This is a genomic window from Streptomyces sp. NPDC001714, from assembly GCF_042892755.1.
Lineage (GTDB): Bacteria > Actinomycetota > Actinomycetes > Streptomycetales > Streptomycetaceae > Streptomyces.
This window is the reverse complement of sequence record NZ_JBIAUL010000002.1, coordinates 948,550-961,676: the sequence shown is the minus strand read 5'-3', so window position 1 is coordinate 961,676 and position 13,127 is coordinate 948,550. Positions and strand designations below refer to the sequence as shown.

Annotated in this window: 13 protein-coding genes and 1 pseudogene; 9 read left to right on the top strand and 5 right to left on the bottom strand. The window is 69.9% G+C overall.

What is annotated here, in order from left to right; all coding sequences use genetic code 11:
* Positions 1–222 (bottom strand): annotated as a pseudogene (locus ACFY0P_RS08790) (type III effector protein); the annotation flags it as partial.
* 127 nt (positions 223–349) lie between these two features.
* On the opposite strand from ACFY0P_RS08790, the gene ACFY0P_RS08785 reads away from it, so the two are divergent.
* From ACFY0P_RS08785 to ACFY0P_RS08760, 6 genes are all read left to right on the top strand, one after another.
* Positions 350–793, top strand: a complete 444-nt coding sequence (locus ACFY0P_RS08785; RefSeq protein WP_388908799.1) for an Hsp20/alpha crystallin family protein — start codon at positions 350–352, stop codon at positions 791–793.
* Positions 794–1,219: 426 nt separating this feature from the next.
* Positions 1,220–1,654: a DUF2267 domain-containing protein gene (locus ACFY0P_RS08780; RefSeq protein ID WP_388908797.1), complete on the top strand. Its 435-nt coding sequence runs from the start codon at positions 1,220–1,222 to the stop codon at positions 1,652–1,654.
* A gap of 166 nt (positions 1,655–1,820) precedes the next feature.
* Positions 1,821–2,162: an ANTAR domain-containing protein gene (locus ACFY0P_RS08775; protein WP_388908795.1), complete on the top strand. Its 342-nt coding sequence runs from the start codon at positions 1,821–1,823 to the stop codon at positions 2,160–2,162.
* A gap of 612 nt (positions 2,163–2,774) precedes the next feature.
* Positions 2,775–2,945, top strand: coding sequence for a hydrophobic protein (locus ACFY0P_RS08770; RefSeq protein ID WP_093498613.1), 171 nt, complete (start codon positions 2,775–2,777; stop codon positions 2,943–2,945).
* A 393-nt stretch (positions 2,946–3,338) separates the two neighbouring features.
* Entirely contained in the window at positions 3,339–3,713 is a 375-nt protein-coding gene (locus tag ACFY0P_RS08765; protein ID WP_388908793.1) for an STAS domain-containing protein, read from the top strand.
* 209 nt (positions 3,714–3,922) lie between these two features.
* Entirely contained in the window at positions 3,923–4,102 is a 180-nt protein-coding gene (locus ACFY0P_RS08760; protein ID WP_388908791.1) for a hypothetical protein, read from the top strand.
* Here the strand turns inward: ACFY0P_RS08760 and ACFY0P_RS08755 are convergent.
* Positions 4,081–4,269 carry a hypothetical protein gene (locus ACFY0P_RS08755; protein WP_388908789.1) on the bottom strand — a complete coding sequence of 63 codons (189 nt, stop codon included), beginning with the start codon at positions 4,267–4,269 and terminating at the stop codon, positions 4,081–4,083. The genes ACFY0P_RS08760 and ACFY0P_RS08755 overlap by 22 nt on opposite strands.
* An 846-nt stretch (positions 4,270–5,115) precedes the next feature.
* Between ACFY0P_RS08755 and ACFY0P_RS08750 the strand changes: the two genes are divergently transcribed.
* Positions 5,116–6,540: a glutamate decarboxylase gene (locus ACFY0P_RS08750; RefSeq protein ID WP_388908787.1), complete on the top strand. Its 1,425-nt coding sequence runs from the start codon at positions 5,116–5,118 to the stop codon at positions 6,538–6,540.
* A gap of 41 nt (positions 6,541–6,581) precedes the next feature.
* Here ACFY0P_RS08750 and ACFY0P_RS08745 read toward each other — a convergent pair whose 3' ends face one another.
* Positions 6,582–8,012 (bottom strand): MFS transporter, encoded by a 1,431-nt coding sequence (locus tag ACFY0P_RS08745; protein WP_388908785.1) that lies wholly within the window; start codon positions 8,010–8,012, stop codon positions 6,582–6,584.
* A gap of 704 nt (positions 8,013–8,716) precedes the next feature.
* Between ACFY0P_RS08745 and ACFY0P_RS08740 the strand changes: the two genes are divergently transcribed.
* Together ACFY0P_RS08740 and ACFY0P_RS08735 are read left to right on the top strand one after the other, a co-directional pair.
* Entirely contained in the window at positions 8,717–10,144 is a 1,428-nt protein-coding gene (locus ACFY0P_RS08740) for an RICIN domain-containing protein (protein ID WP_388908783.1), read from the top strand.
* 387 nt (positions 10,145–10,531) lie between these two features.
* Complete coding sequence (locus ACFY0P_RS08735) at positions 10,532–11,161, top strand: hypothetical protein (protein WP_388908781.1); 630 nt, start codon at positions 10,532–10,534, stop codon at positions 11,159–11,161.
* A 219-nt stretch (positions 11,162–11,380) separates the two neighbouring features.
* Here ACFY0P_RS08735 and ACFY0P_RS08730 read toward each other — a convergent pair whose 3' ends face one another.
* Together ACFY0P_RS08730 and ACFY0P_RS08725 are read right to left on the bottom strand one after the other, a co-directional pair.
* Entirely contained in the window at positions 11,381–11,821 is a 441-nt protein-coding gene (locus tag ACFY0P_RS08730; protein WP_388908779.1) for a VOC family protein, read from the bottom strand.
* Between the two features lie 176 nt (positions 11,822–11,997).
* Positions 11,998–13,104 carry a hypothetical protein gene (locus ACFY0P_RS08725; protein WP_388908777.1) on the bottom strand — a complete coding sequence of 369 codons (1,107 nt, stop codon included), beginning with the start codon at positions 13,102–13,104 and terminating at the stop codon, positions 11,998–12,000.
* Positions 13,105–13,127 lie beyond the last annotated feature (23 nt).

Here is a 13,127-nt window from a genome sequence, read left to right as displayed (position 1 = left end):
GGTCTCCCATCCGGCGAGCCGTTCGCGTACCTGTCGGAGCAGGAGGAGGGAGGCCAGGGCCTGGTCCGCGCCGACCTTGTCGGGCCCGGGAGGGCCGGGGTCCTCGTGCCGGGCGGTGCGCAGGGCGTGGTCTATGGCTTCGAGGGCTGCTGCGGCGGCGAGGAAGGACGCCGGGCTGTTCGTGTCGGCGCTGGGTGGAGTCGGCTGGTCGGCCGGGGTCATGGGCACCTCCTTCGGGTTGTCACCTCTTGGACGACATCGTGTTTGTCATCCATTCGATGACATGTTACAACGGTTTCCGTGAGGCGCATTGGCAGCAACTGCCCGAACCCTCTGGAGGTGTTTTCCGATGTTGATGCGCACTGACCCCTTCCGTGAGCTGGACCGGCTGGCGCAGCAGCTGAGGGGCCCCGGCACGTGGTCGCGGCCGTCGCCGATGCCGATGGACGCCTACCGCGAGGGTGACCAGTACGTGGTGGCCTTCGACGTCCCCGGCGTCAGCGCGGACGCGATCGACATCGACGTCGAACGCAACATGCTGACCGTCAAGGCCGAGCGCCGGCCGGCGGCGAAGGCCGACGACGTGCAGATGGAACTGTCGGAGCGGCCGCTGGGTGTCTTCTCCCGCCAGATCGTGCTCGCCGACACGCTGGACACCGAGCACATCCAGGCCGACTACGACGCGGGCGTGCTCACCGTGCGCATCCCGATCACCGAGCGCGCCAAGCCCCGCAAGATCGCCATCAGCGCCGGGACCGGGACCGGGAGCGGCCGCGAGGAGATCTCCGGCTGAGCCGGACCGGCAAGGGCTGACAGCGGCGGAGGACGGGTACCTCATCTCCCCCTCGCCCGTCCTCCGCGCCGAGGGCCAAGGGCCGGGCCGAGGGCCGAGGAACGGTCGCCTCCGACAGGACTGTGCGACGGGGGGCATTCCCCGACCGTGTGCATGTGATGGAACGCGGCGCGTACAGCACTGCAGGAAGCCGAGCCTGCGACCCGCGTGGTGCTTGCGCTGCGGGCGGGTTCGCTTGATCCTGCTCAGCCCGTTGCAGAGCCAGCCCGTTGCAGAGCCAGCCCGTTGCAGAGCACCGGGCCGTTGCCCTCGGAGCGGTTGGCGCGACCTGTCCTTCGGCCGCTCCCGGCCCACCTGACCCCCCATCCACCGGTGACCGCACACCGGCACCATGACCTTGGTGACAGAAAGGCAACCACCGCAGTGATGTCCGACCGACCCGCACCGTTCCAGCAGCCCTACGGCAGGGCCTACGAGCAGCTGCTGGAGAAGGTCCGCTACGACGGCGCCTACCCCACCCGCGAGAAGGCCGAGGAAGCCGTCCGCCTGGTCCTGGCGGGACTGGGACGCCAGCTGACCGGCGACGAACGCGTCGAACTGGCCGCCCGCCTGCCCTTCGAGGCCGCCCGAATCCTCACCGCCCAGATCCCCGACCCCCAGCCGCTGACCGGTTGGGCGTTCGTCAAGGACCTCGCCGCCCGCACCGGTGCCTCCCAGGCCACGACCCGTTGGGACACGGGATCCGTCTTCTCCGCCGTCGCCGCCCTTGCCGGTCCCGACCTGCTGACCCGCATCCTGCACCAACTCCCCTCCGGCTATGCGCTGCTGTTCGGCCGCGCCGAACTCACCCCCGCCGCCTAGCCAGCAACATGCGTGCTCGGGCGGACAGCGACGGCCTCCATCGATGTCCGCCCTGCCCCCGGGCGCGCGCTCCCGGCCCATCGCGGGAACGAAGTGACGTATCAGCAGAGAGAACTGGCTGCCCAGCGGCATCCGGTCCGTGGGCGCAGCCTGTCAGGAGACGAATATGACGGAGCACAGTCAGGAGGACCCTTCGCATTTCGGCGCCGACGGCCCTGGGCCGGAAGAGCTTGCTCGAAAGATCGGTCAGTTGCAGCGGGAAATAGGCCAGCTTGAGGAAGCCGTGGTCTCGCATGCGGTGATCGACCAGGCCATCGGCGTCGTCGTGTCCCTCGGTGGGCTTCCTCCGGACCAGGGCTTCGGCGTTCTGCGGACGGTCTCCCAGAAGACGAACATCAAACTGCGGGAGGTCGCGGAACAGATCGTCGCCTGGCCCGCCGGCAAAGAGCTGTCCGAGGACATTCGGCAGGCCCTGGAGGTCGCTCTGTCTCAAACGGGCTCCGCCTGAACAGGCAGACGAGCCAGGTTTGCCGGAGGATCTTCCCAGGGACACTGCCTCCCCGCTGCAGGTTGCGCAGCTGGTTGCCGAGGCGGCCCGTGCATGCCCCCCTCTTCAGGCAGGGAGCGGCGCCAGACCTCCCCAGGCACTGCGCCGCTCCCTCACCAGCTTGCCTCGATTACCCGCGGGCTCCGGCCCTACACCCGCGAAAACTCTCTATCGGGCCGTCGCGCGTTTCATGACGACCCGTGGTCCTCTCGAACGCCCGGGTCTCCCGGCACCGACGCACCAGTGAGTGTGACCCGCCGGTACGAGCAGGGGCGCGACCCGGTGTCACGTCGTCGCTGTGCGCGGATGCCCGTGCAGCAAGACCACCGCGAAGCCGGCCCCCCGAGGCGGACGATGACGGAAGCCTCACTGCCCTCGATCAGCGCGGTCTCGAATCCTTCGAACACCCACTCTCCATAGGCCGACTCACGTACGGTCGGCGGGGCGCCGGCACTCCCCTGCCCCGATCGGTAGCGGCCCACGGAATTCCCCGAGTTCCCCTACATAAACAAGGCATCGTCGGCGAATGAACGGACGACCGCAGGGAATTCGGGGCGCAGGAGGTTGATAACCATGGTTCCCTTGCTTCTCGTTCTGCTTCTGGCACTCATTCTGTTCGGCGCGGGCTTCGCCCTGAAGGTCCTCTGGTGGGTCGCGGTCGTCGTTCTGGTCGTGTGGCTCCTCGGCTTCGTCATGCGGTCCACCACCACCGGGGGCGGCCGGGGTCGCTGGTACCGATGGTGACCTGACCGCATCCCGCGCTCCGCTGAAGGACCCGTCCGCGACCGTGGCGGGTCCTTCACTCGTGCCGCGGCCAGATCAGAGGAACATCCCGCAGCGAAAGTGTTCCGACGAGTCACGCCGGGATATCGGGGTAGGGGCGTCCTGCCCACCACGGATCAGGCTGTCGGCGTCGCTTCGGCGTGACGCCGCCATGGAAAGGAGTCGTCGCCTACGCGGTCTGCTGACGCCGCCGGGACCGCCATCAGCTCCCGGGTGCCCGACGAACGGCGGACCTGATCGATCCGCCGGGAACTGCTGCGGTGAGGCGGGCGACTTCATGGACAGCTCCCTCTTCACCACTCGGTAGTTGGAGATTCGTCGCAGGTGCGGGATCTTCACGGCATACTCACCGGCATGAGTTCCGCGAACGGCGGCGACAACCGGCCGGACCCGACCACGTCGCACGCGGCGTCGCCGCCTCGCCTGACCCAGCACGAGCAGCAAGGTGCGTGGGTGGTGGCCGTTCACGGCGCCTTCGACGCCAACTCCACTTCACTCCTCGCTGCGGCCCTGCAGGATGCTGCAACCACCCACGCGACGGTCGTCGTGGACGCGGCCGAACTGACCTTTGCCGACTCCACCGTCTTGAATGTGCTGCTGAACTTCCACCACGGTCACCGCCTGCGTCTGGCCAGGCCCGCGCACCAGCTTCAGCGGGTGCTGGAACTGACCGGCGCGGACACGGTTCTGGACATCCGACCGACGGTGCAGGACGCGATCGTTCCCTGAGGCGAGGCCGGAGCTGTGCCGGTCTTGAGGCGCATAGCCGCGTAGGCGAACCGCGACCGTCTCGTCCAGGCCGTCCTCGATCTGCTCCGCGGAGGGTGCGCCGCTCAGCGCCAGTGCGGTGAGACCGTGGAGCGCGGCGGTGCGCGGCACGGCGAGGCGGTCGACCGGGCCCTCGCGAACCTACTGCCATCGCCGCACTGCTCGACCTGATGTACGGCCACAAGACCGAGACCATCACCACGGTGTTGGCCGCCGGCGAAGGACAGGTAGGCGCGGGCGAGCGCGGCAACCCGGTCCGCGCGGGCCTCACCGGCCTGCTCCAGTGCGGCTGTGGTGCGTGCATTCGGCATCCGCACTCCGGCGCCATCTACCGCTTCTGTGCCCTGTAACGGTTCATCAGCGCAGTTATCCGCGCGTGGTCCGCCTGGCCGTTGAGCTCGGTCACGAGATCGTCAGGGCACAGCTCGTAGAGATCGCCCCACCATCGACGTCCTCGGTTGTCCCAGATCCGGTATCCACCAGGCACGCCTCGGGCAACGTAGCGTCTCCTGCTCATGGTCCCCCTGTTCAGGGCACGGTTCGCGCTGTCTCCTTCAGCCAGTCGCCCCCTGCACGTCGTCCCGGACGGCCGGTTGCACACCCTCACCGTGCTGGGTTCTCCCACGGGTCGTAGCGCTTCAGTGCCGTCTGTTCCGGTAGCCCGAGCCGTTTGGCGGCCCGGCGTCGCTCCCGGACCTCTGCAGTCGACCGCGGCCGGTAGCCGGGACCGCCGCAACCGCATGAATGGAAGGTGAGGCCGGCACGGAGGGCGGCGCCAAGTGCTTCCCAGGCGTTCTTGTCGCCACGGCGGGGGAGGGCGAGGTCGTACCCGGCATTGGTCATCGGGGTGCGACAGCGCGGGCATGGATGCGCCCGCGGCGGTAGTGAGCTCTGCTTGAACGACGACCGGCAGGCCAGGCACACGAAGTGCGGCTTGTAAGGGGTCGCGTATCGGCACATGCCGACAGAGTAGGGAGGGCGCCCGGAGACGACCACCGCTTTCTGGGTGGGACGCCCCGGCCATTTCGTCGATGATGAGGGCACGGATTGCCGTTGCCGGCCTCCAGCTGCGGCAGCGCGGGCTTCCTCGGTCCGCGCGCCCCGCCGTGTCCGCCGCACTCATGCCGCGCTGCTGACGGCGCGGACGGATTTTCGCTCCGCCGCCGCCCTGCTGCTCGTCTGCCGCCGGCCGGATCCAGGAGGCGCCATCAGCAGCCTCCGTGCAATGTCGCGGGAAAATTCAGTTCATCGGTCCGCAAACCGATCGCTGGATCGGTGTAATCGGCACAGATGCCGCACCGCGCGGCGATCTAGCGTCAAAAGTGCACGGGGGCCACACGCACCAGAAAGCACCGAGACGCACATGCCCATCCCGGATACCGACGTCATCTCCGCGACCGACTTCCACACCGGCACCGACACCGACACCCCGCACGCCGCCACCCACCTCCCCGGACCCGCCGACGAACTGCCGCCGTCCGCGTCCCCGCCGGACCTCGTACTGCAGCAGGTACGCGACGAACTCGCACTCGACGGCGACGCACAGCGCAACCTCGCCACCTTCGTGACCACCTGGATGGAACCGCAGGCACGGCAGCTGATGGCCGACACGGCGGAGAAGAACCTCGCGGACCGCGCCGAGTACCCGCAGATCACCGCGATGGAAGAACGCTGCGTGCGGATGCTCGCCCGGCTGTGGCACGCACCGCACCCGGAGCAGGTCCGCGGCTGCTCCACCACCGGCTCCAGCGAGGCGGCGATGCTGGGCGGCCTCGCCCTCAAGCGCCGCTGGCAGCAGCGCCGGCGCACGCAGGGAAAGGACACCGCCCGCCCCAACATCGTCATGGGCGCCAACGTCCAGGTCTGCTGGAAGAAGTTCGCCAACTACTTCGAGGTCGAGCCGCGTTACGTCCCGATGGAACCCGGCCGCTACCACCTCACGCCCGACACCCTCACCGCCTACTGCGACGACAACACCGTCGGCGTCGTCACCGTCCTCGGCTCCACCTACGACGGCTCCTATGAGCCCGTCGCCGACATCTGCATGGCCCTGGACGGCTACCAGGCGGCGACCGGCACCGACATCCCCGTGCACGTCGACGGCGCCTCCGGCGCGATGGTGGCCCCGTTCCTCGACCCGGGTCTGATGTGGGACTTCCAGCTCGAGCGCGTCGCCTCCATCAACACCTCGGGGCACAAGTACGGGCACGTCTTCCCCGGCCTCGGCTGGGCCCTGTGGCGCGACGCCGGGGCACTTCCGGACGAGCTGGTCTTCGAGGTCGACTACCTCGGCGGCCGCTCCCCCAGCTTCACCCTCAACTTCTCCCGTCCGGGTGCCCACGTCGTCGCGCAGTACTACAGCTTCCTGCGGTACGGCTTCGAGGGACTGCACCACCTCGCGGTCCAGAACCGTACGACGGCACATGCCCTCGCCGCCCGCATCCGGGCCCTCCCGCCCTACGAACTGGTCACCGACGGATCCGAACTCCCGGCCCTCGCCTTCCGCCTCGCGCACGGCGCCCACGGCTTCACCGTCTTCGACGTCTCCCGCGCCATGCACGCACGCGGCTGGCAGCTGCCCGCCTACACCTTCCCCGCGCCCTGCCAGGACGTCTCCGTCCTGCGCCTCGTCGTCCGCACCGGGTTCACCGCCGAGCTCGCGGGCCAGTTCATCGCGGACCTGTCGGAAGTCACGCGGCAGCTCCGTCTCCGCCGGTCCATGCCCGCGCCGGCCGTCAAGCCCCTCGTCGTCGCAGCGGAGCCGGCGCACGCCAACACCTCCGCGTAGGGCCCGGAACCCTTCCGCGTCCGCAGACCTGCACGACGTTCTCAAGCAGTCCTGGGCTTTCTTGGCACCGCCGGTACGCACAGCCACGCGAGGCCCGCGGCGGTCAGGTAGGCGAGCGCGCCGACGGCCATGCTGGTGCGCAGACCGGTGTTGTAGTCGGTGGCAGTGGCCAGCAGGCTGCCGCCGAGCGCGACGCCGGTGGCACTGCCGATCTGGCGGGTGGTGTTGAACAGGGCCGAGGCGGCGCCCGAGTAGGCCGAAGGCGCGGCCCCCATCACGGTGGCGGTCGAGCCGGTGAGGGCGAAGGAGGTACCGAATCCCGCTGCCATCATCGGGGCCACCAGCAGCGGATAGGCGGGGTCGGCGCCTGCGGCGGCCCAGCCGGCCAGCCCGAGGGCGGCCAGGAGCATGCCGGAGATCACCAGTGGACGATCACCGGTGCGGCGGCTCAGCCGCCCGGACAGGACGGAGGCGAACATGGTCATCGCCACCGCCGGGAACAGTGCCAGCCCGGTGCCGAGGGCGCTGAAGTGACGCTGGTGCTGGAATTCCAGGCTGGCGGTGAACACCATGCCGTAGAAGCCGAAGTTGAACAGCAGGCCGATGACGGCTCCCCCGCTCATCGCCCGGGAGCGCAGCAGGCTCGGTGGCAGGACCGGAGAGCGGGCGAGTCGCTCGCGCACCGCGAACGCGGCGGCGGCCAGGACCGCCAGGCCCAGCCCGGCGAGCACGGCCGGGTCGGACCAGCCGCGCCGTCCGGCCTCGTTGAGCGCCGCGGTCAGCAGTGCCGCCGTCGCCATCACCGCGCACTGCGCCGGCCAGTCCAGGGCCCGGTCCGCGCGCCGGGGCGAGCGTGCCACATGCCGCAGCGTCAGTACCAGGCAGGCCACGCCCACGGGCAGGTTGATGAGGAACACCCAGCGCCAGCTGAGGGTGGAGACGAGCAGCCCGCCCAGCAGCGGACCGGCGGCGGCCGCGATGCCGGCCATCGAACCCCACAGTCCGAAAGCCCGGGAGCGTGCGGCCGTCCCCGGGTAGGCCTGCTGGAGCAGGGCCAGGGAGCCGGGCACGATCAGGGCCGCGCCGAGCCCCTCCACCAGCCGGGCCGTGACCAGGAAGGGGGCGCTCGCCGCGAGCGCGCAGGCGGCCGACGCGAGCGTGAACACCGCCACGCCCGCGCAGAAGACCCGCCGGTTGCCCAGCCGGTCGCCCAACGCGCCGCCGGTGAGCAGGAGTCCGGCGAAGACCAGGGTGTATCCGTCGGTGATCCACTGGATGCCGGTGAGCGAGGCCGACAGTTCCCGGCCGATCACCGGCACGGCGACGTTGATGGCCGTCACGTCCAGGATCACCATGAAATACCCGGCGCACACCGCCAGCAACGGCGCCCAGGACCGTTGCCCGGGCTCCGGGGCCGTACCGGGAGAGGACTTCGCCCCACCGTCGCCGGCCGACGACTCCGCGAACGCCACGGCTCCAACTCCATCCCATCGACCGAGACACGACACGGAAAGCCACAATAGGGGACATATTGCGGGCCGGGAGGTCGCGCGCTGACGGGTTCGCGCAACGTCTCGCAGGCGCAACCTGGCCGCCGGGCGTGCCCGACGGGATGACCATGCCCATCGAGCCGTCGGTGAGCCACTCCGCTTCGCGTGGCCGGCACCCGTAACGGCTCCACAGCTCGGGCACGATCGCGTCCGGCCCGACCGAAGGTCGGCACGTACGCCAGAGAATGACGGATCGCAGCAACGGCCCGGGGGCGGCGGCCGGGCTCGGACGACGGGGAGGCCCTGGCGTACGGCGACCTTTCGGGAAGTCAGCAACGGCCCCGGACAGCGTCGGTGGCGGCCTCTTTGCCGCAGGGGTCGTAGCCGGTGGGCCGAAGAGCGTCGAGGCGAGGCCGGGGTCAAGTGGGCAGGTCGGGAGCGGGAGTTCCGCCACTTCGCCCGCCGCCGGAGGCCCCTGCCGGGGCAAGCCTCGGAGATGGCCACCTGAACTGCTGCCGATGTACGGGGTATTGACGCACGGCTGGTCTAGTCCATACGGTCTTCAACCGTCGACGATTCAGCAGGGAAACCATCGTTCAGTGATGTGAACTGCTGCCCCAGCTCCCGAATGCTCCGCCTCGGCACCCCCACCTCGCGCTTCCCGCGTTCATGACAGGAGCCGTCCTGTGATCAGATCCGCTGCCAGAGCCCTCTCCACCGTTCCCGCGCTCCTCGCGACGGCTGCCACCGTCCTCGTCGCCACCGGTGGCTCCGCGAGCGCCGCGACCAACCCCGGCCCCGGCTTCCCCGCCCACTACGCCGCGCCGTACGTCGAGACGTGGAACTCGCCCTCGGCCATGGCCAACGCCCGCAACGCCACAGGCCTGAAGTTCTTCACGCTCGCCTTCGTCATCGACGGCGGCGGCTGCAACGCCATGTTCAACGGCGACACTCCCGTCACCGACGCCGGCTGGACCTCGGCGATCAACTCCCTGCGCGCCGCCGGCGGTGACGTCATCGCCTCCTTCGGCGGCGCCTCCGGCACCGAGGAGGCCCAGGCCTGTACCACCGTGGCCTCGCTCAAGGCCCAGTACAAGAAGGTCATCGACACCCTGAGTCTCACGCGGGTCGACTTCGACGTCGAGGGCAGCGCGATCGCCGACACCGCCGCCAACGACCGCCGGAACAAGGCCCTCGCCCAGCTCCAGCAGGAGTACGCCGCCGCCGGGCGCAGGCTGGACGTCCAGTACACCCTGCCGTCCATGCCGAACGGCCTGGACGACAACGGCACGAAGCTGCTGTCCAACGCCAAGAGCAACGGGCTCGACGTCAATCTCGTCAACATCATGACGATGGACTACTACGACGGAACCCGGGACATGGGCAAGGCGGCCACCGACGCCGCCACCGCCCTGCGCACCCAGCTCGGCGCCATCTGGCCGGAGAAGTCCGACGCCCAGCTGTGGGCGATGGAGGGCAACACCCCGATGATCGGGGTCAACGACGACACCAGCGAGATCTTCACCACCGGCAACGCCACCACGCTCGCCAACTTCGCCAAGTCCAAGGGGATCCAGGAGCTCGCCTTCTGGGCACTCGGCCGCGACAAGGCGTGCGCCACCAACGGCCAGCTCTCCGACTCCTGCAGCGGCACCCCGCAGAGCGCCTGGCAGTTCTCCAGCACCTTCAACACCGTGACCGGCGGTACGACCACGCCGCCGCCCACCGGTTCAACCGGCCAGATCACCGGCCTCGGCGGCAAGTGCGTGGACGTCGCGGGGGCGAACAGCGCCAACGGCACCGCCGTTCAGATGTATGACTGCAACGGCACCACGGCCCAGCAGTGGACCGTGGGTTCCGACAGCACCGTCCGCAGTCTCGGCAAGTGCATGGATCTCACCGCCGCCGGCACCGCCAACGGTACGAAGGTCCAGTTGTACGACTGCAACGGCACCGGTGCTCAGGTCTGGCAGCGGGGCAGCGGCGACACTCTGGTGAACCCCGCGTCCGGCAAGTGCCTCGATGTCACGGACAAGTCGACGGCCAACGGAGCCCGGCTGCAGATCTGGACCTGCGCCGGCGGCACCAACCAGCAGTTCCACTTGCCGACCTGACAGGACAGTACGTCCACCGCAGCGGTCGAGGCCCGGCCCATGTACGGCCTCCTGTCCCGCACCCGTGCCGTGCGCACGGCGCCGACCCGCCTTCGGCAGCCTCATCCTCGTCGCCGTGCTGGTGCTGGAGCACGGCGACGAGGGCCCGGCGATCCGGACACAAGTGAGCACATGTTCCAGCCGTGGGTCTGTCACGCGGGACGTCGCCCGGGCGTGACCCGTACTCCGACGTTGCGGATCACCGCCGCCTCGCCGAGCTTGAGCCCGAGGACGTCGGACGGGTCGACACGGGGGTCGACGCATCCGATGGCCGTCAGACTGCGTGCGGTACCGGCACCCCGGTCGACCCAGGCGCCACGATGGTGCGTTCCTGGAGTGCGGGCGAAGATGGCCAGTGGGATTCTGTACTTCCTGGAAGCCGACGGGCGACAGCGCAGCCCCAGGCACCGGCAGCTGCCCGAGGTGGTCGATGTGATGGGCATCATGAGAACTGGACCTCCTGGACGACGGCCCCTCACGCCGCTGGCCGCCGTCGTCGACGGCGTCCTCGCCGGTGTCGCGGGGACGGTGTGCATGGATGCCACGCGCTATCTGCGATATCGCCGCGCAGGGGGCACCGAAAGCCCCAAGGGCTGGGAGTTCGCGCCGGTCGAAGGCTGGGAAGAGGCCCCGGATCCGGGCAAGATGGCGAAGCGGTTGCTGGAGGCGTTCACCCAGCGCGAGGTCCCTGACCGGTGGGCGTGGCTCATGAGCACCGCGATGCACTGGTCGTACGGCTCCGTCTGGGGTGCGCTGTACGGGATCGCTGCGGGATCGGTCCGGCGCCCGAACCCGTTGCTCGGCATTCCCTTCGGCGCGGCTGTGTGGGCCAGTGCGTATCTGGTACTCCCGCAGGCCGGGCTCTACCAGCCGATCTGGAAATACAGCCGGAGGACATTGGCGGACGACCTGAGCGCACACCTCGTGTTCGGTCTGGGAGCCGGCACCTGCTTCTGGCTCACCGGCAGACACTGCTGACGTGGCGCTCTGCGGGAGTCCCGGCGTGCCGCGCCAATCTCGCCCGACCTGAGCGCGTGGCCGCGTCCTCGCCCCGGCGTGACTTCCTGCCCGGCCGAACCCTCGTCGCATGACGCTGAAGAGAGATGCTCGCGGCAGGGGCTGACAGAGCGGCAGACCGAGCGGGCCCGGGGACGGCGACGACGGCAGCCGCCGTGGCCGGGGTTCGGTTCCTCCTTCTCAGCGCAGTTGCTCGGCCAGGCCGACGATGATGCCCTCCGGGCCGCGGAGGTAGCAGAGCAGATAGCTGTCCTCGAACCGGGCGATCTCGCCGACCAGTTCGGCGCCGTGAGGGCGCAGACGGGCAACGGTGTCCTCGATGTCGTCGACGGCGAACATGACGCGGTGCGTGCCCAGAATGTTGTGCGGCCGGTTGCGCGGCCCGGCGCTGATCGCCGCAGGGCTGCGGTACTTCGCCAGCTCGAGCCGGCCGTGGCCGTCCGGGGTCCGGACCATCGCGATGTCACAGCGGACGCCGTCGAGTCCGGTGCACTGATCGGCGAAGCGGCCCTCGACCTCCGCCCTGCCCTCCAGCTCCATACCGAGTTCCACGAAGAACGCGATGGCGGCGTCCATGTCCTCGACGACGATGCCGACGTTGTCCATCCGCTGAATCGCCATACTGGTTTCTCCTTCTTGTTCGTGCGGCCGGTGGCGGCCACCGCCGTCCCTGGGACGGAGCCGGTGGCACGTTCCCGACAGCCGCGGACCACCGAGCTCCGAAAGAGACAGCAGGACAGCAGATCACGATCGCCGTCGCAGGCACGAGCGGCCGGCGCTGTGCGATTTCCGGACGGCTAGAGAAAATCGGCCGGGGTGCCCCGCGTGAGGTTCTCGAGGATCGTGCGCAGCCACGGGCTGCGAACGGCCGGCAGCCGGGCCAAGGTGTGCTGGAACGTTCCCCGGTCGGCGCGGAACAGGTGGGTGGGGAGCAGCGGGAGCGGGTCGTCGCGCAGGACGTCCCGGGGTATGCGGCCCGACGCGGGAACCGGCGGGTACGGCTGGGGAGAGACCAGCCACAGCCACACCCCCAGCGGCAGGGGAACCGGGTACGCCGACGCGGCCGGGCCGGCGGGGGTCCAGGTCCGGCCCGTCCCGGGATGGACCGGTACGAGGAGGATGTCGACGCCCGCATCCTGGCAGGGCCGTCCCGGTCCGGCCAGGACGGCGCGCCGCTTCGGGTTCCCTGCGGGCAGCAGGGCGTCGAGGGCGCGTTGGAACACGTCCGCGGTCAGACCGGCCGGGACCTGCACCGGCTGCCCTTGGGAGGCGACCAGCAGGTGGGCGAGCGCATGGCCGGCTGCCGCCTCCCACTGCGGGCTCCACGACCAGTGGTGGCTCGACCCCAACCGTCCTCCCCAGGTGGCGATCGGCTCGAACGGGGGCGTTCGCTCGCCCTTCTCCGCCAGTTCCCCCCAGGAGAGGGGCGCGGCATGGACGCCGTCGACGTGGACACGGTGGACGGCGTCCGCGCTGAGCCGTACCGCCTGCCAGAGCGAGCAGTCGTCGACCCTGGTCGCCACGGGGAGGTCGCATGTCCCGCAGGCCATGTTGGGCCCGTCGGCCCCGTCGAGTCCGCAGCAGGCGCCGCCGCGCTTCTCGGGAATCAGCCGGGTTCCGCGGATGTCACCGGGCGCGATGACACTCGCCCCGGGCGTGCTGTCGGACAGCGCGTGGACCGGTGCGTAGATGCCTCGTGCCTCGGCCTCGCCCGGATCGATCCGGTCCCACCTCCGCCACGGCCCTCCCCAGGGCTCCGGGTCCACGGCAAACGTCCCCGACTCCATGAGCACCGGGAGCTGAGCCCCGTTCCCGTACTTCTGACAGGCGTGAACCGGCAGGGCGACCTGGGCAAGCGGGGTCGTCAACTCGGCGCCGCATCCCGCACACACGAAAACGAACAAATGCCCTCCGTCTGGGAATCAGG